A 22,958-nucleotide genomic window follows, 5' to 3' on the forward strand; every position below is an offset into this window, starting at 1 on the left:
ATTATGAGTGGTGGCTACTATGGCTCGAACGATGGAAAAAGCCACTTTTCCCACCTGATGGCCTCGACATAGTCGTGCGTGAGTGACTGATATTCTGATGAATCTCACTTGATTTACGAAAGGCCGCTGCTGTAGCATAATACCTTAACATACCACCCCCATAATAACCATGCCGACGGCGGTAAGTTGTATCGTTCTTTGAGGCTGAGTTTTGAGCAATTCCGTTGTTTGGGGTTACATCAGGGCGGTATTGCGCATAGTTTGGGCTTAAAGTTTTTGCCAGTAAATAGCCCATACCGCCATATAAAAGCGCATTAGATAAATTATCGCTTCTACCAATAGTAGTAGGGTTAGTATGTACCTCATTATCAATCAGAGCCTTCACGGCTTTGGGTGAAAGTGTATCCTTTTTACCATCTAAATAGGTAACAATAGCAATAGAGCTATCGGCAGGTACTTCTACTTCGTCCGTGATTTTGAAGACACCTGTCGAGGTTTCAGAAATATAGGTTTTTACGCCTTTGGTATATACATCTACTTCTTCGTATTCATAATCGCTGTCAGAGTCGTTATTACAACTTTGTAAAGTAAAACTACTTCCTAAAATAGCTAAGGCAAGTGTGCTGCTGATGGTAATATCTTTCACTTTCCTGATGAAAGCATTAGTACTAACGGGTGTCATATCGGTTCAGTTTATTAAGCAAAGATTTTCTAAAAATAAGGATAAAAAAAGAATCTTTGGAAGAATGGCAATTTACAAGACGATTTTGGGTGAAAATTGATGTGAAATTATAGTTAAGGCGCTCAAATGCGTGGAATTATTTATAATCACCATTTGTTCTCTTATCAGTAACCTATACTTATTCCCAAGGAAATATTAGATGAAACTTCTTTTACATTATCTTAGCCGCTATCGCTGGCAGGTTGTGCTTGCGTTGACTTTAGCAGCTATCAATCAAACTTTCTCGCTGCTTGACCCTTATATTTTTGGAAAACTCATTGACAAATACGCCAATCGAGCCAAAGATTTTACAGAACCTGAATTTCTGAAAGGTGTTTCATTAATGTTAGGTGCGGTTATTGGCGTGGCAATGGTGAGTAGAATTGCCAAGACCTTGCAAGACTACATGGTAAATTTGATTATTCAGAAATTAGGTGCCAATGTATTTACTGACGGGCTAAAACACACCTTAAATCTGCCTTATCAACAGTTTGAAGACCAGAGAAGTGGCGAAACACTCTCCGTCTTACAAAAAGTACGCACCGATTCAGAAAAGTTTATTACTTCATTTATTAATGTGGCCTTTACTTCTTTGGTTGGTATTGTCTTCCTGACTATTTATTCATTAAGTGTTAACTCATGGTTGATTGGTATCTATTTCGTTGGGGCTTTTGCATTGGCATCTTTGACCAGAGTACTGAGTAGAAAAATCAAGGAGATTCAAAAAGTAATTGTTAAAGAAACAACTGCCTTAGCCGGAACTACTACTGAATCCCTTCGCAATATTGAATTGATTAAGAGTTTAGGACTAACCGGACAAGAAATAAAAAGACTAAACCAGAATACTTTCAAGATTCTGCAATTAGAATTAAAGAAAGTTCGAGGCGTGCGCAGTATCAGCTTTGTACAAGGTACTTTTGTTAATTTCCTGCGCCAGTGTATTCTGTTTGTATTGTTATTTCTGATTTTCAGAGAGCAAATGACCGTAGGACAGCTATTGAGCTTACAATTCTATTCTTTCTTTGTGTTTGGCCCGATGCAGGAAATCGGGAATGTAATCATTGCGTATCGTGAAGCAGAAGCCTCATTGAATAACTTCGATAAACTCTTAAAGAAACCGATTGAAGTAACGCCTGAATTCCCGACTCACCTGGGTACAGTAAGCCACCTTCAATTTGAGAATGTAACTTTCAAACACCTCTCGGCTCATACCAATGCCTTAGACCATGTAAATTTTGAAGTGAAGGAAGGAGAAACGGTAGCCTTTGTAGGGCCATCAGGCTCAGGGAAAACAACATTGGTAAAACTATTGGTAGGTTTGTATAACCCGTCGCATGGAACAATCTATTACAATAATCTTCCTTCGGATGAAATAAATATCGAAGAACTCCGCTCACAGATTGGTTTTGTTACACAGGATACACAACTATTCTCAGGAACAATTAAAGAAAATCTGCTTTTTGCGCAACCTAATGCCACAGATAAAGAGATAATGAATGTATTGGAGAAGGCGGCTTGTCTGAACCTCTTAGCACGTGCCGATAATGGCGTTGATACTATTATCGGCGAAGGGGGTATCAAGATTTCAGGGGGTGAAAAACAACGTCTTTCTATTGCCAGAGCCTTATTGAGAAATCCGAAAATCTTTGTATTTGATGAGGCTACTTCGGCCTTAGATTCATTGACAGAAGAAGAAATCACGAATACAGTAAAAAGCGTAACAGCACAGGGCGATTATATTACAGTTATGATTGCTCACCGTTTAAGTACAGTCATGCACGCAGACAGAATTTTTGTATTAGAACAAGGACAGATTATAGAAGTAGGCAAACACGAAGAACTATTAGCTGAAAAAGGATTGTACTACGCCATGTGGAGACAACAGATTGGTGAGAGAAAGAATACATTGGCAGTAGCATAAGGATTAAATATAATGTGGCGCGAACTTACAGTTCGCACCACAAATAGTTCTACTCACCGCGCATCACTTTAGTAATCTCATTCAATTTCTGCACTTTCTCCTGAAAATCGCCTTTCAGTTTGTTTCTGATAGTTTGTAGATTATCTAAGGTTTCTTGCAGTGTATCAGGCAATATTTCTTCTAAAACCTCACGGAAACGCTTGGCAAAGGTGGGCGACTTACCATTGGTTGAAATAGCTATTTTTAAATCATCTTTTACGACTACCGAACTCAGATAAAAATCGCATAAATCAGGTGTATCAGCAATATTAACCAAAATTTTTCTGGTCTTACAATCCTGCTGTATTTGCTGATTAACGGCTTTATCATCTGTACCGGCAATAACTATATCAATAGCATCAAGATGTTTGCAGTCATATTTCTCAAAAACTAAAGTGAGGTTATAGCTTTGTGCAAGTTCTTTTATTTCGTTTTTTATTTCAGGTGCAATCAGCGTGATTTTTGCCTTTGGAGAGTTTCTTAAAACAGCTTCCAGTTTTTCTAAACCCACATTCCCGCCCCCTACAATTAAGGTATGGAGTTCTTCCAGTTTCAAAAATATGGGAAACAGATTATTCATATCACACCGTAAAAGTCTTTTCTAATAATTTCATCATTTTCTCCAGACCCTCTTTATCATCTTCCGAGAAATCGTCCAATTCATCACTATCTACATCCAGCACCATTATAACCTCGCCTGTATGGTCAAAAACAGGCACTACAATTTCTGATTTTGAGGCCGAACTACAAGCAATATGTCCGGGAAACTCATCAACGTTGGGTACAATCACCGTTTCTTTAGTACGATAGCAATAACCACAAACACCTTTGTCAAAATTGATTCGTGTACAGGCAATTGGCCCCTGAAATGGCCCTAATACTAATTGATTTTCTTTTTTGATATAAAAACCTACCCAGAAAAAGCCAAAGGCTTCTTTCAGAACGGCAGCGATATTTGCCAGATTAGCAATGGTATCAGTCTCGCTGCTAATCAGCCCTTCTACCTGTGACAACAGGCTCTCATAAATTTCTTTATGTGCCGTAGTTTGGGGTATATATAAAGTTTCAGCCATAATACTTCTATAAAGTAAGGATAATAATTTATTGAGCTACCTTCAATGCTTTTCTGACAGCAGGTGCTACTTGCGTACCGAACAACTCAATAGCTTTCATGATTTTAGCATGAGGAATATCTCCTTTTACCATTTGTGCCAGAAAACGTGTATGACCGAAAAGGTCAGCCTGATAAAGAATCTTTTCAATCACTTGTTGTGGACTGCCCACAAACAATGGCCCATCAGGCATACACAAATATTCGAAATGCTCGCGGGTAATTGGAGACCAGCCACGTTCTTTCCCGACACGATTCATCAGTTTTTCATAGGATGGCCAGAATTCATCTTCGGCCTGCTGAGAAGTGTCTGCAATATAAAATTGTGAGTTAATACCTAACTGAAATTTGGCTGGGTCGTGTCCGGCTTCTTTATATGATTGTTTGTAGAGATTCACAAAAGACACATATTGGCTTGGCCTTCCACCCAGAATAGCCAGTGTCATGGGCAGATTCATCTTTCCGGCACGTACTGCCGAAGCAGGTGTTCCACCTACCGCCAGCCATATAGGAAGCGCCTCCTGAATAGGTCGGGGATAAACTCCTAACTGATGAATAGACGCTCTGAATTTACCTCTCCACGAAATAATCTCAGATTGATTAATCTTGGTCAATAAGTCAAGTTTCTCAACAAACAACTCATTATAATCATCCAGACTATACCCAAACAGCGGAAAGGATTCTATAAATGACCCCCTACCGGCCATAATTTCGGCCCGACCATTAGAGATAAGGTCTAAGGTAGCGAAGTTCTGAAAGGTACGAACAGGGTCAGCAGAACTTAAGACTGTTACCGAACTCGACAAACGTATATTTTTAGTAACTGCTGCAATGGCAGCTAAGGCTACTTCGGGTGCAGAAATAATAAAATCGGGGCGATGATGCTCTCCGACGGCAAAAACGTCCAGGCCTACTTCATCGGCCAGTTTGCCTTCGGCTATTAATTCCTGCATACGCACATGGGCATTAACTGCTTTGCCCGATACCCCGTCTGCATGTACTTCACCGAATGTGCTGATACCTAATTCCATTATCGATAAAGAGAAGTTTGATTTAAGCTAAAGACCCTACGTTGTTGAAAAACCTTTTCAGATAGCTTTCAGAAGCGCGCACTTTCCATTGAGAGGATAAATCAGCTAAGGTGTGGATATTGTTATTATTAACAAAAATGATAGTTTCGGCAGATATTAAACCGCTTTCAATCGCTTTTTTAGGTTGGAAAATCGAAAATGCCTTTATTTCATCTCCATCAATATAAGCCTGCGAGCGGTCGAAGAAGTCAATACTGTAGCGATTGCCTAATTCTTTAAACCAGCGGGTAGAAGCATCTATCGAACAGCCACTGGCTTCATTCTGGTTTTCATCCAGAGCAATCACCACAAAACGATTATACAGCACTTTCACAGAAGCCAGTAAAGCCGCTCCATGTGCCGCCCATTGGCTCACCGCAGGTTTTAATATATTTTCGATTTCATTAATTTCGGTATCACTAATAGTGCGGTTGGCCTGATAAATCCAGACACGGGCACTTTGAGGAATTTGTTCAAAAGGAATATACATAATACAGGTTTTATTCTGTTAGCTAAACATCTGAAACGCCTGTAAAAGTTCTGCAAGGAGTCGAACTAAATCGTCTGAATCAGCAATTCCGCTAAATCATATACCTTTACTTCATGTTCTTTTTCTTTATTCTTCACGCCGTCAGAAATCATGGTCATGCAGAAAGGGCAGGCCACAGCAATGGTTTTGGCACCTGTTGCCAGCGCATCTTCTATCCGCTCTACATTAATATCTTTAAAACCTTTTTCTGGTTCTTTAAACATTTGTGCACCACCGGCCCCGCAGCAAAGCCCATTGGTACGGCAACGTTTCATTTCTACCAGTTCGGCATCTAATATTTCTAATACCTGGCGTGGTGCTTCATATACCTCATTGGCTCTACCTAAGTAGCAGGAGTCATGATACGTAATTTTCTGACCTTTAAAAGTACCGCCACCTTCTATTTTTACTTTGCCATCATTGATTAATTGCTGCAGATATTGTGAGTGATGGATTACCTCATAAGTACCCCCTAATTCAGGATATTCGTTCTTCAACGTATTAAAACAATGCGGACAGGCAGTTACTATTTTTTTTACACCATATCCATTCAGAACCTGAATATTCTGTTGTGCCAGCATCTGAAAGGTAAATTCATTTCCGGCTCTGCGCGCTGGATCTCCGGTGCAACTTTCTTCTGTGCCTAACACAGCAAAATTAACACCGATTTTATTCAGAATTTTGACAAAAGCAATGGTTACTTTTTTATAACGGTCATCGAAAGAACCCGCGCAACCTACCCAGAAAAGGATTTCAGGCATTTGGCCGTTCATTGCCATTTCAGCCATAGTGGGCACTTTATATGCAATAGTTTCTGTCATAGTTTCTTGGTTTACGCACAATTTAAGAAATCGTGATACAAAGCAAAAATAGTATGCTTGCATAATATTTGCAATAGTATTGATAAAATATTATTCCAACAAGAAATCAGTCATACATAATCTTTCGATTCCTGCGTCAACTAATTTTTGCATCTGATTTTTAGTGGCAATATCAGCACACAGCTTTAAGCCGACTTTATCAGGAATCCATTGTTTGATTGCTAAAGATTGAGCAAGATTGAAAGGCTGGTAAATCTTAATATAATCTGCACCGGCATCTATAGCATCTTTAATAGCTTGTTGCAAATTAGTCGTATCGAAATGGCAGGTATTAATTGCGACTGTAAAAAAAGCTTCCTGCTGATGAACAATTTTACCTAATTTGGCGATCTCTATCTTTACCCAGTTATTCTGGTTTGAAAACCAGGCCGATGTATTAAGCATTAATTCAATATCGGTAGCTCCATCTTTCAAGGCAAGTTCTGTCTCGAGTTGTTTTACTTCGGTGCGCTGATAGCCATATGGATAACCAATAATTGTACCAAGTGTAGCTGTATTACCAACGCCCCAATCTCTATGTAATTTCTTTACCCAGAAAGGAGGTACAAACAAAGCAGCTAAATTATGGTGTTGAACCTGATTAAGTGCCGCATACATCTCCTCAATGCTGACTTTGGGGTGGATTAACTGAAGTTCGGTATAGAGAAAGAGATTTTGCACAAAGCAAAGATAAGAAACTTTTAGATACTATTAATTTTTAGCATTTTCTTATAAAATGAAACAATGACAGAGAATTAGACACTGTTTGAGTTAAGTTTTGAAAATAAAAAAGGATGACTTTTGTGCCAGGACAAGGTGTAAAACCCGGAGTTCAGCAGAGCTAAATGAGGATTTTTTCACCGCAGTATTGGTAAAAAAGCAACTTTTTTAGTTCAATAAGATTAACTCAAACAGTTTCTTAATATTTTAAGTAAATCAAAAATGCAAAAAAGAGGCTGCAATTCACAATTGAAAAACAGCCTCTTTTGATATTATATCGCAGAACGCCAACCACCACCTAAAGCTCTGTAAAGCCCTATGACAGCATTATATTGACTCTTTCGCAGATTTATTAACTCCATTTGCGCCTGTAAAGCATTTTTCTGGGCGGTTACTACTTCAAGATAAGTAGCACTACCAAATTTAAATAATTCAATTGATGTAGTGATTGAGCCTTTCAGTACATCTACCTCTTTTGATTTTAACTCTTGTATTTCGTTGGTATTCTCGATCAGATTCAGGTAGTTATATACTTCAGTAAAACTATTGACAATCGTTCTTCGATAATTTATATAAGCAATTCTTTGTTCTGCTTCTTCTGCCATCAGGTCTGCTATAAGCTGGCGTCGGTTTAGCAGGGGAGCAAATAACCCTCCGGCAACATTATAAGCAAATGAACCCGGGTTAAAGAGCACCGCAGCTCTGAATGCCTGTAGGCCTATTGAACCATTGAGATTAAGCGAAGGATAAAAAGCTGCTTTTGCAGCATAAATATCAGCATCTGCTGCTATTAATTCAAACTCTGCCTGTTTTATATCAGGTCGGTTTTCTAAGAGAGCTGAAGGCACGCCAGCCGATAATTTAGGAAGCACGATGTTTTCCCATGCAACCGTTCTACGTTCAATAGGCTGGGGGAATCGTCCTGAAAGAAAATTAATCTTATTTTCGTTCTCAATGATTTTCTGCTTCACTTCAACTTTCAAAGATTGAGAGCTAAGTAGTTGAGCACTCATCAACTCAACTCCCAGTTGGTTTCCTTCTCCCGCTTGCTTCAGGGCTTTTACAATTTCTAAAGCTCTTTGTTGCAGTTGAATATTATCATCTAATATTTTTTGTTCATTATCTAAAACAAGAAGTTGAAAATAGGCATCAGCTATTTCTGACACTAACGATGTAATTATCAGATTACGACCGTGCTCGCTGGCTATAAATCTGGCTGCTGCTGCTTTCTTCTTGCTTTTGAGTTTACCCCAGAGATCAACTTCCCATGATGATTGCAAACCCACAAAAAAATCAGGAATGTGTGGTAAGGGGAGTTGTTGTTTGTTGTCTAAATTAGTAGAAAACTGTGTATCATAATTACCAACCCCATCAACGGTATAATTACCAAATTTACGGCTACCAACTGTCAGATTAGCTGATAGATCAGGCATATCGATGCCTTGAGTAAAACGCACTCCTGCACGGGCCAATTCGATATTTTGCAAGGCTACCTGCAAATCGAAGTTGTTTTTTAATGCAGTATCTATCAGTGCCAGCAAAGCAGGATCGGCAAAAAAATCCTGCAATCCTGCTAATTGAGTTGTAGTTGAGTCAGTTTTAGCACTAAACTTCTGGGGGATGGCTACGGGTTTATTATAAGGTAAATTCTGTTTAATTTTGCAACCACCTAAAAAAATTAAACAAACAAGGATATAAATATATTTATGCTTCGACATAAGCTTCTTCTGTAATTTTTTTCGTTTTTTTCTTACGTTTAGGTTTGCCTGCAAAGATTACATATAGCCCCGGAATGATAATAACTCCAAAGATAGTTCCGAACAACATACCCCCGGCAGCAGCAGTACCGATAGTCCGATTACCAATAGCACCCGCCCCAGAAGCAGACATGAGCGGAATCAAACCTGCTATGAAGGCAAATGAGGTCATGAGGATAGGCCTGAAACGGGCAACTGCTCCACCAATAGCAGCTTTTAACAAGGTTTTTCCCTCTTTTTGTTGAAGTACGGCAAATTCAACAATCAGAATGGCGTTTTTACCCAGAAGCCCAATGAGCATTACCATTGCTACTTGTGCATAGATATTGTTTTCAAGCCCGAACAGATACAAGAAAAACAATGAACCAAATATTCCGACAGGCAAAGAAAGAATAACCGGCAGCGGAAGCATGAAACTTTCGTACTGAGCTGCAAGCAGCAGATACACAAACAGCAGACAGATAATGAAAATATACACAACCTGATTGCCCGATAGTACCTCTTCACGGGTCATTCCAGACCACTCATACGTATATCCACGCGGTAGTTTAGCTTTGGCTACTTCTTCAATAGCTCTGATGGCATCACCACTACTATAACCAGCCGCGGCTTCTCCGTTTAGCATAGCAGAAACATACATATTATAACGGGTCAACTGTTCGGGACCATAGACACGTTCTATGCGGCTAAAAATAGCATAAGGCACCATTTCACCATGTTTGTTTTTGATACGCAGTTTCATGATGTCTTCGGGTTGGGCACGGTATTTAGGGTCAGCCTGAATCATTACTTTATACATTTGCCCGAACAAAATGAAGTTGGTGGCATAATAACTACCAATAAGTGATTGCAGGTTGCTCATCGCCGCATCTACCGAAATTCCTTTCTTGGCCGCCATATCCTGATCTACATGGATAAGGTACTGAGGAAAATTAGGGTTAAAGCTTGAAAATACATCTTTTATTTCAGGACGTTTTTTGAGTTCCTCCATAAATTCATCTGCTACCTCTGCTGTTCTCTGCAAATTACCTGTGCCTGTTTTATCTAATAATCGAACCTCAAACCCACTGGCATTACCAAAGCCCGGTACAGCCGGAGGAGGGAAAAACTGAATTTCGGCATCTTTGATATGACTTGTCTTTTGAATCATCTGTTCAATAATATCATTGGCAGAAGCTTTACGATCATTCCAGGCTTTCAGGTTTATCGTACTCATACCAAAAGAAGCACCAGAGCCATCGGTCATCATACTAAATCCTGAGAGGCTGGAAATGGATTCTACTTCTGGTAATTTCTGCGCAATCCTGTCTATTTCGTTCATTACTTCTTCCGTACGCTCTAATGTGGCTCCTACAGGAGTCGTAACGTTTACATAGATAGTTCCCTGGTCTTCAGTAGGTATGAAACTGGTTGGCAGAATTCTCCCCACACCCCATGTAGCAATACTAAAAACTACTAATACAAGTACTGTTACTAAACGCCGATTAGCAATGAGCCTTAAAAGACTTTTATATTTATCAGATAACTTATCATAGCCTTGGTTAAATTTGTCAAAGAATCGGGTCAGCAGATTAGTTTTCTTAACCTCAGTATGTGGATTCTTCAACATTAAAGCACAAAGGGCTGGCGTAAGAGTTAAAGCGTTTACACCTGAAATAACTATAGAAATCGCCATCGTTACCGAGAATTGCCGATAAAATACTCCTACAGGGCCTGATAAAAATGCTACTGGCACAAATACGGCCGACATCACCAAAGTAATGGCAATAATGGCACTGCTGATTTCCCCTATTGACTCAATGGTAGCTTCTTTTGGCCCTAAATGCTTTTCTTCCATTTTGGCGTGTACACCCTCAACTACCACAATGGCATTATCAACTACTATACCGATGGCTAAAACTAAAGCAAAGAGCGTAAGAAGATTAATAGAAAAACCAAATAGCTGCATAAAAGCAAATGTACCTATTAATGAAACAGGCACTGCCAACACCGGAATCAGTGTAGAACGGAAGTCCTGCAGGAACAGAAAAACTACAATAGCAACTAATATAAAGGCCTCAATCAGGGTTTTGATAACTTCATGGATAGAAGCATCTAAGAAGCGTGAAACGTCATAACTGATTGTATAAGTCATGCCAGGTGGAAAAGTCGTTTCTTTCAGGAAGTTCAGACGCGCCTTAATATTATCAATTACTTCGCTGGCATTAGATCCTGGTCTTTGCTTCAATACAATAGCGGCCGAAGGCTTGCCATTTTCTTTCGACAATACGTCATAATCTAAAGAGCCAAATTCCAGATCGGCCACATCTTTCAGGCGTAGCATTTCACCATTGTCTGAAACTTTTATGACGATATTCTCATATTGCTCTTTTGAGGTCATTTTACCTGTATAGCGCAATACATATTGGAGAGATTGAGGCGTACGGCCTGAACTTTCACCAATCTTGCCTGGCGCGGCCTCTACATTCTGTGCTTTCAGTGCCTGAACAATATCTTCGGCTGATACTTCATAAGCATCCATTCGGGCAGGTTTTAGCCATACACGCATGGCATACTCACGTGAGCCCATAATATCTACAAAGCCAACCCCATCAATCCGTTTTAGCTCAGCCAAGACGTTGATGTCGGCAAAGTTGTAAATAAATTTTTCGTCTAAAGATGTATCATCACTAATCAGGTTGATATACATCAACATACTATTGACCTCTTTTTCAGTCGATACCCCGGCTTTAATTACCTCTTCCGGAAGTTCGTCCAGTACAGTGGTTACCCTGTTCTGCACGTTAACGGCAGCTACATCCGGGTCAGTACCAACTTCAAAATATACTTGTATGATACTGGTTCCGTCGTTACCGGAAACCGACGTCATATAGGTCATTCCAGGAACACCATTGATAGCTCTTTCCAAAGGTGTAACTACTGCTTTGGCACACACTTCTGCATTAGCTCCTGTATATTTGGTAGTAACCGAAACAGCAGGTGGCGCAATATCCGGGTATTGGGTAATTGGCAGGCCAATCATAGCTAAAACCCCTAAGAGTACTATAAAGATTGATATAACCAACGATAGAATCGGTCGGTTGATAAAGTTTGTAAACATACTTGTCAGGATTATCTTGATGCGTCGTTAGCCGCAAATTCTTTAGATATTTCGTTCATTTCCACAAATTGCGGGTCAACGGTCATTCCGTCTTTTATATTCTGAATCCCTTCATAAATAATCTTATCATCGGGGGATAATCCCGAATCAATAATATAGTAATGAGGCATTCGGCTATTAGTAGTAATAGGTTTGGATTTTACCTTGTTACGTTTATCAATTACATAGACATACATTTTGTCCTGAATTTCAAAAGTAGCTTTCTGCGGAATTATCAAAGCATTTTTATATTTTCTTAAAAGACGGATTTTCCCACTGGCACCATGTTTCAGAATCTTGTCAGGATTGCTGAATCTGGCACGGAAAGCAATATTTCCGGTGCTTTGCTCTATTTCGCCCTCGGTGGTTTCAATTCTTCCTTTAAAAGGATGTTCCTCTCCATTGGCTAATATTAAAGTTACATTTTTCGATTGCTCGGCGTCTGTTTTCAGATTAGCAGCATAGTTCAGATATTCTTTTTCTGAAACATCAAAATAAGCGAATACTTCATCGTTTTTGGAAATACTGGTCAGTAATGTACCATCTTCCATCAAACTTCCGGTTTTGTTCGGAATACGATTGACAATGCCACTGAATGGAGCTTTTACCTGGGTGTAAGCTAACTGAATTTTAGCAAAAGCCTCATTGGCTTGGGCTTCTTCTACTCTTGCTTTGGCCAGGTCAACTTTATTTTTAGCCATTTCGAGTTGAGTACTTGAAACAATGTTTTTATCTACCAGTTGTTTTACATTTTTTAACTCTAATTCTGCAACTTTCAGCTCTGTTATGGCACTCTTTAAAACAGCTGTAGCTTTTACTATATTCTCATTCAATTCAGGATTATTAATCGTAAACAGTAATTGCCCCTGTTTCACATATTTACCTTCATCAATATATATATTATCTAAATAGCCTTTAATCCTTGATCTGATTTCAACATTCTGAACAGCATTAATTTCTGCTACATAGTCAATCGGCAATGTAGTGTCAATTGAAATAGGTGATGTTACAGGAAATTTCCCCATATCCTGTACTTGTTGCTCACTCTTATCAGAGGAGCAGGACGATGCCAATAGCAGCATCGAAAGTGAGAGTGTAAGATTTTTCATAAAATTCCTTTGGTATGATTCGCAAAATACAGACAGTCAAGGTCTTAGATTAAATTTATTCTTAATAAATTCTTAATCCAAGTAATTCTTAGAAAGTCAAATTCTTTTATTGGAATCGTACAATGATACATAAAGCAATAGCACGACAAAAGCTTTGCCTATAAAAAAAATAACATTTTGTGCGAGAAGCTATGGGTGTATTTAAAAAACGATTAGCCTTACTGCAAAGAACTCCTTGCAGGTAGAATAATACATCTTAAAATACGTTTAAGCGAGCAAACGCATTTGCTCGGGAGGAGGGGTGTTGAGGCCTAAATATACTTCGTGTACATTAGAGGCGGAAAAAATAGCTTCTTTACTGAGAGTAAAATCCATCATGACGGGCTTGAAAAAATCAGAGGCTATATATGCGTCTGCTTCTTCAATTCCAAACATTTGTGTTTCCAAAGAACAGTTATCCTCAAGACTAATATCTACGCACTGTTCTGTTTTATTGATGGCCAACTCATAAATTCGGAAACCCTCGTTCATAAATTGCCTACAAATAAAAGAGAACATCAGTATCAATAAAAAATACACTTTTAAAGATGCTTTTTTCTTGCAAACCGACATTGTGTTTTCTTTAGAAAAAGGATATTAAGACAAATATAAGTATTAACAACTAAAATTCAGACATTGGTTCAACTAAACAGCGAATTTTCTCTATCAATCAGTAGATTTACTCGACCAAATTATTTATAACCTGAATCCTCAGCCCTAAATGAAGTCTTGTAAAAAAGTAAGAGATTTTACGATATGGTTTTTCGTAAAATCTCCCGGATAAATTAAAATATTACAAAAATCAATAAACCTTTTCGTAGTATTCCGTCGCCATTCTATCCGAATCAAAGAAGGCGTTTACATCATTCATACTTTGCAATACCATCTTTTGCCATTCAGCCTGATTGTCATAATACATTGGCAGAATTTTGTGCTCCAGTGTATCCAGCATATTGCTAATATCTGTATTGTCTCTTTCCCACTCAGGATAACCCGGAGCTACAGGTACTACAAATGAGTTTTGTTCATTGGCAAATTCACATATCCAACCGTCAAATGTTGAAAAGTTCAATGAAGCATTCATCGCCGCTGTCATACCACTTGTGCCTGAGGCCTCACGGGTTACAACGGGCGTATTCAACCATAAATCAGAGCCGTCTTTTAGTGTTTTAGACAAAGCCAGTTCATAGCCAGTCAGCACTGCCATATTCGGGAATAGATGACTCAGGTAATATAACTGATTAAAATTATTAATGGCACCACCGTCAAAAGGATAAGGTTTACCAGCCCAGATAAATTGAATAGGGTAACGGGTATTCCGCATGATTCTCTCAAACCTTTCTCGGTCTCTGGTTAATAAATCCGGACGTTTATAGGCAGCAAAGCGTCTGGCCCAGACAATAGTCAGCACATTCGGGTCAAATAATTTACCTGATTGGTCGGCTACAGTTTTGAATAAGACCTTTTTGAGTTCCTTTTTGCGTGCTGATATTTTCTTTATATCTGATTTCTTACGGGCTTTTTCTAATTCATCATCTACCCAGTAAAGGCTATTCTGTGCATTGGTTACATGAGTAATCGGTGCCACTCCTTCATGCCCGCTCCATATAGTGCGGGAAACCTCCCCATGTAATTTTGAAACAGCATTCGCTTTTTTGCTGAAACGAAGTGCTATTAACGAATGGTTGAAAATATTGTCTTTAATGCCTGTAATTTTACGAACCTCCGTAAGCGGAATATCATTAAAGAAACTCATACTTGCCAGCAGATTAATATCATGTTTATCGTTACCGGCTTCTTCCGGCGTATGTGTAGTAAATACCAGATGTTTTTTGATTTCAGACACTTTACCTGACTTCTTATATAAATGAAATACCCCCGAAACAGCATGTGCCTCGTTGAAATGGTAGACGTCAGGCTGGTAATTGAGTTCGTCTAATAGTTTCATACCACCAAGACCCAATATCATACATTGTGCAACTTTCGTAGAGGCGTCTACATCATACAAGTGGTAAGAAATAGAACGAGCCCAGTTATCATTCCCTTCAGTATCAGTTGTCAGGAAAAACATAGGTACAGAACCAAATGTTTGTGGAGGTAAAAAGTAGGCAGCAACCCAAACCGGACGGTTTTGTATGGTTACCTGAAATCGGATACCTGTGTCTCTAACAAAACTGTACATTTTTTCTCTGAACTGCACAGCCATACTATTATCTGTATTACGCACCTGGTCGTAATAACCGTATTTCCATAATATACCTATACCAATCAGGTTTTGTTTTAATTCATAAGCACTTCTCATGTGTGAGCCAGCCAGAAAACCAAGCCCACCTGAATAAGTTTTCAATGATTGGTCTATGGCAAATTCCATAGAGAAATAAACAACAGATTTTTTGAATTTGGAAGCGAAAGCATAAGGATGAGCATATTGCTCAGGCAAGTTCTTCATAAGTAATCATAGGTTTGTGTGGAACAAAAGTAAAACATTCTACGGACTTATTCATTTATAACGAGCCAAAGACGGGTTTTGTCTTTATTTCTATCCGAATTTTATTAGAAAATCACCATCTTACTTGTCCGCTACCTGTTACTACCCATTTTTCAGTCACTAATTTTTCTAAGGCAAAAGGCCCTCTTGCATGTAGTTTCTGAGTAGAAATACCAATTTCGGCACCCAGGCCAAACTGTCCGCCATCTGTAAAACGAGTAGAGGCATTATGATAAACAGCCGCAGCATCTACTTCTCTTAAAAACTGATCGGCTAATGTCTGATTCTGCGTCAGAATAGCTTCGGAGTGTCTCGAAGAGTATTGTTGGATATGTGTCAGGGCTTCATTAAAACCTTGTACGGTTTTAACTGATAATTTATAATCAAGCCATTCTTTGCCAAAGTCTTCTGGCTGTGCTTTATGTAATTTCTGATAACCTGCCTGTTTTAAAACAATATAAGCAGGTTCATCTGCAAATACTTCCACATTCCATTTGTTAAACTCATCTATTAATAAGGGCAGAAAATCTCCAATAATGTCTTCATCAATAATGGCGCAGTCAAGAGAATTACAAACAGAAGGGCGAGACACACGGGCATTTACAATAATGTCTTTAGCCATGCCCTGGTCGGCAGTTTTTTCTATATAGGTGTGTACTACGCCTGCGCCTGTTTCAATGGTAGGAATCAGGGAGTTCTGACGGACATACTGTATCAAAGAATCAGAACCTCTCGGAATAATAATATCAACAAAGCGGGTGGCTTTTAGTAGTTCTTCCGTGAATTTCCGGTCAGTTGGTAAAAGCAACACGGCTTCTTTAACTACTCCTGCTTCTTCTAAAGCCTGATGTATTAATGCTACGAGACATTGGTTTGAGAAATTAGCTTCTTTCCCACCTTTCAACACACAGGCATTGCCAGAACGCAGGCATAATGATGCCACATCAATGGTTACATTTGGGCGTGATTCATAAATTACTCCCACAACCCCCATTGGAACCGCTATTTTTTTAATCGTTAGTCCGTTATTCAGATGGTTTTCAAGTAATACCTGGCCTGTCGGGTCTGGTAACACCGCCACTTCTCTTAATGAATCAGCAAGACCCTGAATACGGCTCTCATTCAGTAACAAACGGTCATATTTGGGGTCGGCTTTATCCATCAGATCCAAGTCTTTCTTATTTTCAATCATAATTAACTCTTTCGATTGCTCAATTAAAACAGCTAACTGATTCAATAACCTGCCTTTTTGTTCGCCTGATAAATTTCTGATACCTGCCGAAGCCTGTTGCGTAGCCTGAAGAAGAGGAAGAATGCTATTCATATATTTTTAATAAATCACCCCAAAGTATTGCCTTGATTCTAATTTTTTGTAAAATTACATCGCAATAATCACAATCAAAAGTATAAATACAACAAGTGCTATGTTCATCGAAAAAGACCTTGACAAAATCAAAGTTCGCGGCGCAAACCTCGAAACGATTCAGCAGCAGATAGAAAACTTTAAAAAAGGATTCCCTTATCTGAATGTAATTAAAGCTGCGACCATCGGCGATGGCATTATCGCACTTTCAGACTCACAGGCAGGTAAGTATGCCAGATACTTTGATGAAAGAGCCAGAAAACTGAAGTTATTGAAGTTTGTGCCAGCTTCAGGAGCTGCCACCCGCATGTTTAAATCTTTGTTCTCTGCAAAAGATGAGGGAAAATTAGATAAATCGGTCAATGAATTTCTGGAACGCCTGAAAGACTTTGCGTTTTATGATAAACTGATAAAATCTATCGGCTCAGAATCAGCTGATTACCAGACTGTTTTAGAACATCTGCTAACTGATAAAGGATTAGACTATGGTAATTTGCCTAAAGGTTTGTTGCATTTTCATCAATATGGTAAAACGGCTCGTACTCCGGTAGAAGAGCATCTCGTAGAAGGAGCTAAATATGCCAATAGCAATGGTAAAGTAAAACTGCATTTTACGGTTTCTCCAGAGCACAGAAAAAGATTTAAGGCTTTAATTGATTCGGTTCTACCTAAATATGAAGCCAGACATAAGGTAAAGTATAGCATCAGTTTTTCAGAGCAGAAGCCTTCAACTGATACTATTGCTGTAAATATAGATAATACACCTTTCCGCACAGGGAACGATGATCTGTTGTTCCGTCCTGCCGGACACGGGGCTTTACTTGAAAACCTCAATGAACAGGAAGCAGATATTATCTTTATCAAAAACGTAGATAATGTAGTACCTGACAGATTAAAGAAGAAAACTATTTTATACAAAAAGGCATTGGCCGGCTTGTTATTAGACTATCAGGAGAAGATATTCTCGTATCTTCAAAAACTCTATGCTGAAGAAGCAGATGAAAAGTTATTGAAAGAAATATTGAATTTTCTTGAAACAAAGCTTTGTACATTACCACCGGAAGGATTCGGTAGTTTTTCGGTAGATGCTAAAATGGACTATTGTAAACGCAAGTTGAACCGTCCGATTCGCTTGTGTGGTATGGTAAAGAATGTGGGTGAACCAGGCGGCGGGCCATTCTGGGCCAAAGACCCTGATAGCTCAGTATCCTTGCAGGTAGTAGAGTCTGCACAGATTGATTTAGGTAATCCAAATCAGAAAGAGATCTTCGATAAGGCTACACATTTTAATCCGGTAGATTTGATTTGCTCGGTAAAAGACTATAAAGGTAATAAATTCAATTTATTGAATTACCGAGATCCAATGACCGGGTTTATAACCCAGAAATCACAAAGCGGGAAAGACCTGAAAGCACAGGAATTGCCTGGCCTGTGGAACGGTGCCATGTCTGACTGGAATACACTTTTTGTGGAAGTGCCACTCATTACATTTAATCCTGTGAAAACGGTTAATGATTTATTGAGGAACGAGCATCAACCGGCATAAGCAATGATTGCTATTAAAATAGATTCTCCTGCCAATATCAGGCAGGGCGAAGAGATAGACTTGGTAAAACTGAATGAATTTATTCAATCAGTTTTACCTGATTTTGAACCCGTTGTTGAAATTGCCCAGTTTCCGGGCGGTTATTCCAATCTTACTTATTTACTCAAAACAGTCAATAAAGGCTATGTGTTACGACGCCCCCCCTTTGGTGCCAAAGAAATCAAAGGCGGGCATGATATGGGCCGGGAGTATAAGATATTAAGTGCGCTGCAAAACAGCGGTTATCAGAAGATACCTGAACCTGTTATCTACACCGAAGACGAATCGGTAATGGGTTGCCCATTCTATATTATGGAGCGGGTCGAAGGAATTATTTTACGGGCAAAAGATGCACCAAAGCTGATGGGCAATATAAGCCCGGAAATGATGCGCAGAATGTCAGAAGCTTTGTGCGATAATTTAGTGGAACTCCATGCCATAAATATTGAAGCTACAAGTCCAGGTCAGCCGGCCTTAATCAATATCGGCAAACCAGAAGGTTATATCCAAAGACAGGTAGAGGGCTGGCATAATCGCTACCGGGTCTCACAGACTGATGAGATTCCGGCTATGGATAATCTGGCAGACTGGCTTAAAACCAATTTGCCTGCTGAAGGTAAACCAACGCTGATTCATAACGATTATAAGTATGATAACCTGGTGCTCAATGCAGAGAATTGGTCTGATATATTAGCCGTTTTAGATTGGGAAATGACAACCGTTGGAGACCCATTGATGGATTTGGGAACTACGTTATCTTATTGGGCAGAAGCTAATGATGGAATGTTTGAAAAAGGATTTAATCTATCATGGCTGCCCGGAAATCTTACCCGTCAGGAATTTGCTGATCGATATGCTGAAAAAAGTGGGAGAAGTGTTTCAAATATTCTTTACTTCTATGTATTCGGACTTTTCAAAAACTCTGTGGTAATCCAACAGATTTACAGCCGCTACAGAAAAGGGTTAACAAAAGATGAACGCTTTGCAGATCTGATTTATGGTGTAAAAGCCTTATCGAAGAAGGGTGTAAATTCAATAGAGAAAGGGAGAATGTTATAGCAATTACTATACATTTATGGTAAGAATAGCTTCATAAGCGAACAGGGCTTTGAGATTTCTCAAAGCCCTGTTCGCTTATTTATATTGCTCTATTATCCTGAACAATGCTTTCTGTGTATTCAGGTTCGGGAAAAAATCATAAACCTGAGTATGGGCATCATAATTGAGTGTTAAGCCGGATTCCAGATACTGATAGGCTTCGTTGAAACTCCCATCTAAAATCAGATACACGGCAGCCCGGTAATATAAGTCAGCCTCTTCCGGTAGTTCAGTGATAGCATCATACATAATCTCGAATGCCTTGGTATATTCGCCGTTTTCAAAGAAAAGCAAAGACCAACTCAACCAGATATCAGGATTTTTCGGATCAAGTTCCATTGCGTGGCGATAAGCCTCATTGCTCGACAGGAAATTCCCTAATTTAGCTTCTGTATCGGCCAATAAGAGCCAGAATTCTGCATTACTTTCATTGAGCTTAATTGCCTTTTGCGTAAAGTGAATACTTTCGTACCAGCGATTCAGTTCATATAAGGCCGAACCCATACCAAACCAGGCCTCGTCCCAGGTCTCGTCTAAGTTGACAGCCTCGTTATAATATTTATACGCTTCATCAAATTGCTCTAATTTCTCACAAGCTACTCCAAGATGTGTGTACACTTCGGCAGTTGGCTTTTCATGTTTTAAAACATTCAGATAACATTCCTTAGCATCAAGATGGTTATCTAAATTGATATAAGTATATGCTAAATTAAACCAGCCCGAAGCAAATTTTTCGTTGATGGTCACTGCATAATCATAAGCATAGGCCGCATCTTTATGGTTGTTCAGCCTGCCATATACCATACCTAAAGCAAACCATGCAAGGTATGAATAAGGGTTGTTATCAACTAAATCCTGAAAATAGGATATGTTTTCGTCTAATTTACTAATCTGCTCTAAGCAAAAAACCAATTCATAAAAAGCTATTTCTTCATTGAACTGATATTTGATAGCCTTTTTATAGAAATGAGCTGCTTCTTCAAATTTCTGCCAGTTCTGATAGGTTTGGGCCAGTTGAAAATAGACCGACTCTTTTTCTTCCGACATCAGTAAAGCCTCTCTTAAATGCTCTATGGCTTCCTCATAACTACCCATAAGGTTACAGACTACACCTCGCATATAGGTAATTTCGTTGTCAGATGGATTAAAAGTAGACGCTTTATCAAGCACTTCCATGGCTTCATCAAACTGTTCGTTATTGGCATGAATCTGTGCCTGGTCCAGAAGAAGGTCAAGAGAGTAGGGATACTGCTGTAATCCCATTTGACAGGCCTGCATAGCCATCTCCCAATTCCCCATCAGAAGATAGTACTCAGATAGTTGTTCATAGGTTTCTTCATCAAAGAAGACCGTTTCCTGGCTTTTGAGCATTCTTTCAAAACGTTCGACACTCGCTTTCACATCTGCGTCATCGAAGTTTTCGAATCTGTCGCTGAATTCGTGTTGCATGTAAGATTACCCAAAGTTTTTACGATCCCACCGTAGGACGGTAATTATATATATTGCTTGGGTTGGTCTTAATTTTTTATAAACAGCTTTAAATAAAGGATTTAAAGTGTTTTCAATTAAAAATACTCAATCCCGATAACAATTATGATTCAATATAAGTATTTTTTATCAGATGTCAAGAATTTCTCTCAATAAATTTACTGTATAGATTGGCCGGATAAAAGCCATTATTATACGTAATTTTTCATGAAAATATCAATGACTCTTTAATAAAAACATACTTACACGCCGAATGGTTTCGTCGAAATCAGTAAACTTGAAATGCAGATTCTCACAGATTTTATTGTTTTTATAAATAAACTTCATCAACGAATTTTTGGCTGTTTCCTTTGTAATTAAAGGAGCCTTACCGGTAAAAAATGACCTGAGGGCTTCAATACGCCAGATGAGTTCGGTGAGGATAGGCGAGACTTTTTGGGTAGGGGGCTTTTTATTAAATAATCTGGCTACTTTTTCAAAAAACTCCTTATAACTTACTGTTCCTCCATTTAAGATATATCTTTCACCCTCAATATCAGAAATAGTTAATTGATAGATGGCTTCAATTACATCTTTTACATCCACATAATTCATATTTCCCTCGCTATAGAATCGATGTTCGTCATAGGCATATTTGAATAGTTGAGTGCTGCTTTTGGTCCAGTCGCTTTCTCCTAAAATTAATGAAGGATTTACAATAACGACAGGGAGCCCTTCGGCTTTGCCGCGCCATACTTCTAATTCAGACAAATATTTGGTTTTGGCATAGTGAGAATTAATAGGAGAGTCTTCCCACTTCTGGTCTTCGTCAATATATGTATCAGAGGCCGACAGATTTAAAGAAACATTAGGCTTGCCCAAAGCAGCTATAGAACTGATATGGCAAAGTTTTTTAATTCCCTTCATTAAACATACATTCACTAAATTAGCCGTGCCCTCTATATTTGTCTTATACATCCGGTCTTTGTCTTTAGGTGCATAAGACACCACAGCAGCTGAATGAACCACAAAATCAACATTATATAAGGCTTTTTCTAAAGAAGCAATGTCTAAAATATCTCCCTCTACTATTGTTACTTTAGAAATAACATCTTTAAGTGCAGTTAAATCGCTTTTTGCGCGGCATAAGGCCAGTACGTCAAAGCCTGACTCTACAAATTTTTTAACGGTAGCACTGCCCAACAGTCCATTTGCTCCGGTAATAAGAATACGGTTCATATATAATTGTGGTGAGAACGTCCCGTTCGCATACTTTTACGCAAAGTTAATAGCAAAACAACTAAAAAAAAGAGTCAGGATAAATTCAATTAATAATCAAAACCAGATAGAAGGATACAAAAAACCCTGACTGGATTTTTATGAAGTCAGGGTTTATCTATCTATAAAACTAATACTTAAGCCTCTGCTTTTGTTTCTTCTACTTCAGGCTCAGGGGCTTCTTCTTCGGCTGGAGCAGAGAATATCTCAGGTAAGTATTTTGAAAGTCCATTGTACCAGCTAATGATTTTCTTGATGTCTGATGGATACACTTTCTGACGGTCAAAATCAGGCATTACCTGTGCAAAGAAATCAAAAAATTGATTATTCGAAAAGTTCTTATAATCATCTGCTACTGTTTCTCCGTGTAATTCACGGATTTTCAGAAAAATATCCGAAAGAGGTATAGATTTATTCTGATCTTCGGTATAAATCGAAATATCTTTCAATACAGATACCCGTGCATTGGCACTAACCATTTCACGTTGTTTCTTATCGTCAAGTGTTTCTACAATTACGCCACCACGACCCGGCTTTAAAATTTTATACAATCCACTTTTTCCCGATATATGGGCAATGTCTCTTAATAATTCCATTTGATAAATAAGGTAAGCTTTATAACTGGCAATGTGTTTGTCAGTTTTCTAAATTATCGGATAAATTC

Annotated in this window: 19 protein-coding genes; 3 read left to right on the forward strand and 16 right to left on the reverse strand. The window is 38.8% G+C overall.

Going from position 1 to position 22,958, the window contains the following annotated elements; translation table 11 throughout:
- Position 1: 1 nt before the first annotated feature.
- A complete protein-coding gene (locus tag H1R81_RS10135) occupies positions 2-682 on the reverse strand; it encodes a hypothetical protein (RefSeq protein WP_181840591.1) in 681 nt (226 codons plus the stop codon).
- A gap of 199 nt (positions 683-881) precedes the next feature.
- Between H1R81_RS10135 and H1R81_RS10140 the strand changes: the two genes are divergently transcribed.
- On the forward strand, positions 882-2,642 hold the full coding sequence (locus tag H1R81_RS10140; RefSeq protein WP_181840592.1) for an ABC transporter ATP-binding protein: 1,761 nt from the start codon (positions 882-884) through the stop codon (positions 2,640-2,642).
- Between the two features lie 49 nt (positions 2,643-2,691).
- Here H1R81_RS10140 and H1R81_RS10145 read toward each other — a convergent pair whose 3' ends face one another.
- The 12 genes from H1R81_RS10145 to H1R81_RS10200 all read right to left on the reverse strand — a co-directional run bounded on the left by H1R81_RS10145 (position 2,692) and on the right by H1R81_RS10200 (position 16,827).
- Positions 2,692-3,261, reverse strand: coding sequence for a bifunctional precorrin-2 dehydrogenase/sirohydrochlorin ferrochelatase (locus H1R81_RS10145; protein WP_181840593.1), 570 nt, complete (start codon positions 3,259-3,261; stop codon positions 2,692-2,694).
- Position 3,262: 1 nt separating this feature from the next.
- Positions 3,263-3,754 (reverse strand): GAF domain-containing protein, encoded by a 492-nt coding sequence (locus H1R81_RS10150; RefSeq protein WP_181840594.1) that lies wholly within the window; start codon positions 3,752-3,754, stop codon positions 3,263-3,265.
- A gap of 28 nt (positions 3,755-3,782) precedes the next feature.
- A complete protein-coding gene (locus tag H1R81_RS10155) occupies positions 3,783-4,823 on the reverse strand; it encodes an Atu2307/SP_0267 family LLM class monooxygenase (RefSeq protein ID WP_181840595.1) in 1,041 nt (346 codons plus the stop codon).
- A 22-nt stretch (positions 4,824-4,845) separates the two neighbouring features.
- Positions 4,846-5,352, reverse strand: a complete 507-nt coding sequence (locus H1R81_RS10160; RefSeq protein WP_181840596.1) for a hypothetical protein — start codon at positions 5,350-5,352, stop codon at positions 4,846-4,848.
- 65 nt (positions 5,353-5,417) lie between these two features.
- A complete protein-coding gene (locus H1R81_RS10165; protein WP_181840597.1) occupies positions 5,418-6,212 on the reverse strand; it encodes a (Fe-S)-binding protein in 795 nt (264 codons plus the stop codon).
- A gap of 90 nt (positions 6,213-6,302) precedes the next feature.
- Entirely contained in the window at positions 6,303-6,932 is a 630-nt protein-coding gene (locus tag H1R81_RS10170; protein ID WP_181840598.1) for a deoxyribose-phosphate aldolase, read from the reverse strand.
- 311 nt (positions 6,933-7,243) lie between these two features.
- A complete protein-coding gene (locus H1R81_RS10175) occupies positions 7,244-8,689 on the reverse strand; it encodes an efflux transporter outer membrane subunit (protein WP_181840599.1) in 1,446 nt (481 codons plus the stop codon).
- A complete protein-coding gene (locus tag H1R81_RS10180; RefSeq protein WP_181840600.1) occupies positions 8,676-11,828 on the reverse strand; it encodes an efflux RND transporter permease subunit in 3,153 nt (1,050 codons plus the stop codon). Before H1R81_RS10180 ends, H1R81_RS10175 begins: the two co-directional genes overlap by 14 nt.
- An 11-nt stretch (positions 11,829-11,839) precedes the next feature.
- Entirely contained in the window at positions 11,840-12,976 is a 1,137-nt protein-coding gene (locus H1R81_RS10185; protein WP_181840601.1) for an efflux RND transporter periplasmic adaptor subunit, read from the reverse strand.
- 267 nt (positions 12,977-13,243) lie between these two features.
- Complete coding sequence (locus tag H1R81_RS10190) at positions 13,244-13,507, reverse strand: hypothetical protein (protein ID WP_181840602.1); 264 nt, start codon at positions 13,505-13,507, stop codon at positions 13,244-13,246.
- Positions 13,508-13,817: 310 nt separating this feature from the next.
- On the reverse strand, positions 13,818-15,464 hold the full coding sequence (gene glgP, locus H1R81_RS10195; protein WP_181840603.1) for an alpha-glucan family phosphorylase: 1,647 nt from the start codon (positions 15,462-15,464) through the stop codon (positions 13,818-13,820).
- A gap of 112 nt (positions 15,465-15,576) precedes the next feature.
- Positions 15,577-16,827 carry a glutamate-5-semialdehyde dehydrogenase gene (locus H1R81_RS10200; RefSeq protein ID WP_181840604.1) on the reverse strand — a complete coding sequence of 417 codons (1,251 nt, stop codon included), beginning with the start codon at positions 16,825-16,827 and terminating at the stop codon, positions 15,577-15,579.
- Positions 16,828-16,927: 100 nt separating this feature from the next.
- Between H1R81_RS10200 and H1R81_RS10205 the strand changes: the two genes are divergently transcribed.
- Both H1R81_RS10205 and H1R81_RS10210 read left to right on the forward strand, forming a co-directional pair.
- The gene (locus H1R81_RS10205; protein ID WP_181840605.1) at positions 16,928-18,412 is read left to right on the forward strand and encodes a DUF4301 family protein; all 1,485 of its coding nucleotides are present in this window, start codon (positions 16,928-16,930) and stop codon (positions 18,410-18,412) included.
- A gap of 3 nt (positions 18,413-18,415) precedes the next feature.
- On the forward strand, positions 18,416-19,510 hold the full coding sequence (locus H1R81_RS10210) for a phosphotransferase family protein (protein WP_181840606.1): 1,095 nt from the start codon (positions 18,416-18,418) through the stop codon (positions 19,508-19,510).
- A gap of 75 nt (positions 19,511-19,585) precedes the next feature.
- Here H1R81_RS10210 and H1R81_RS10215 read toward each other — a convergent pair whose 3' ends face one another.
- The 3 genes from H1R81_RS10215 to H1R81_RS10225 all read right to left on the reverse strand — a co-directional run bounded on the left by H1R81_RS10215 (position 19,586) and on the right by H1R81_RS10225 (position 22,890).
- Positions 19,586-20,998, reverse strand: coding sequence for a tetratricopeptide repeat protein (locus H1R81_RS10215; RefSeq protein WP_181840607.1), 1,413 nt, complete (start codon positions 20,996-20,998; stop codon positions 19,586-19,588).
- 255 nt (positions 20,999-21,253) lie between these two features.
- Positions 21,254-22,255, reverse strand: a complete 1,002-nt coding sequence (locus H1R81_RS10220; protein ID WP_181840608.1) for an SDR family NAD(P)-dependent oxidoreductase — start codon at positions 22,253-22,255, stop codon at positions 21,254-21,256.
- A gap of 176 nt (positions 22,256-22,431) precedes the next feature.
- The gene (locus tag H1R81_RS10225; RefSeq protein WP_181840609.1) at positions 22,432-22,890 is read right to left on the reverse strand and encodes a DUF5606 domain-containing protein; all 459 of its coding nucleotides are present in this window, start codon (positions 22,888-22,890) and stop codon (positions 22,432-22,434) included.
- Between the last annotated feature and the right edge of the window lie 68 nt (positions 22,891-22,958).

The sequence above is a fragment of the Emticicia sp. BO119 genome (assembly GCF_013912375.1).
Taxonomy (GTDB): Bacteria; Bacteroidota; Bacteroidia; order Cytophagales; family Spirosomataceae; genus Emticicia.

What these genes read in the sequence shown, in the direction of transcription:
- H1R81_RS10220 (WP_181840608.1), bottom strand. Translation starts at nt 22,255, where the DNA reads ATGAACCGTATTCTTATTACCGGAGCAAATGGACTGTTGGGCAGTGCT.
- H1R81_RS10145 (WP_181840593.1), bottom strand. Translation starts at nt 3,261, where the DNA reads ATGAATAATCTGTTTCCCATATTTTTGAAACTGGAAGAACTCCATACC.
- H1R81_RS10190 (WP_181840602.1), bottom strand. Translation starts at nt 13,507, where the DNA reads ATGAACGAGGGTTTCCGAATTTATGAGTTGGCCATCAATAAAACAGAA.
- H1R81_RS10175 (WP_181840599.1), bottom strand. Translation starts at nt 8,689, where the DNA reads ATGTCGAAGCATAAATATATTTATATCCTTGTTTGTTTAATTTTTTTA.
- H1R81_RS10205 (WP_181840605.1), top strand. Translation starts at nt 16,928, where the DNA reads ATGTTCATCGAAAAAGACCTTGACAAAATCAAAGTTCGCGGCGCAAAC.
- H1R81_RS10150 (WP_181840594.1), bottom strand. Translation starts at nt 3,754, where the DNA reads ATGGCTGAAACTTTATATATACCCCAAACTACGGCACATAAAGAAATT.
- H1R81_RS10210 (WP_181840606.1), top strand. Translation starts at nt 18,416, where the DNA reads ATGATTGCTATTAAAATAGATTCTCCTGCCAATATCAGGCAGGGCGAA.
- H1R81_RS10140 (WP_181840592.1), top strand. Translation starts at nt 882, where the DNA reads ATGAAACTTCTTTTACATTATCTTAGCCGCTATCGCTGGCAGGTTGTG.
- H1R81_RS10165 (WP_181840597.1), bottom strand. Translation starts at nt 6,212, where the DNA reads ATGACAGAAACTATTGCATATAAAGTGCCCACTATGGCTGAAATGGCA.
- H1R81_RS10180 (WP_181840600.1), bottom strand. Translation starts at nt 11,828, where the DNA reads ATGTTTACAAACTTTATCAACCGACCGATTCTATCGTTGGTTATATCA.
- H1R81_RS10155 (WP_181840595.1), bottom strand. Translation starts at nt 4,823, where the DNA reads ATGGAATTAGGTATCAGCACATTCGGTGAAGTACATGCAGACGGGGTA.
- H1R81_RS10200 (WP_181840604.1), bottom strand. Translation starts at nt 16,827, where the DNA reads ATGAATAGCATTCTTCCTCTTCTTCAGGCTACGCAACAGGCTTCGGCA.
- H1R81_RS10215 (WP_181840607.1), bottom strand. Translation starts at nt 20,998, where the DNA reads ATGCAACACGAATTCAGCGACAGATTCGAAAACTTCGATGACGCAGAT.
- glgP (WP_181840603.1), bottom strand. Translation starts at nt 15,464, where the DNA reads ATGAAGAACTTGCCTGAGCAATATGCTCATCCTTATGCTTTCGCTTCC.
- H1R81_RS10185 (WP_181840601.1), bottom strand. Translation starts at nt 12,976, where the DNA reads ATGAAAAATCTTACACTCTCACTTTCGATGCTGCTATTGGCATCGTCC.
- H1R81_RS10135 (WP_181840591.1), bottom strand. Translation starts at nt 682, where the DNA reads ATGACACCCGTTAGTACTAATGCTTTCATCAGGAAAGTGAAAGATATT.
- H1R81_RS10225 (WP_181840609.1), bottom strand. Translation starts at nt 22,890, where the DNA reads ATGGAATTATTAAGAGACATTGCCCATATATCGGGAAAAAGTGGATTG.
- H1R81_RS10160 (WP_181840596.1), bottom strand. Translation starts at nt 5,352, where the DNA reads ATGTATATTCCTTTTGAACAAATTCCTCAAAGTGCCCGTGTCTGGATT.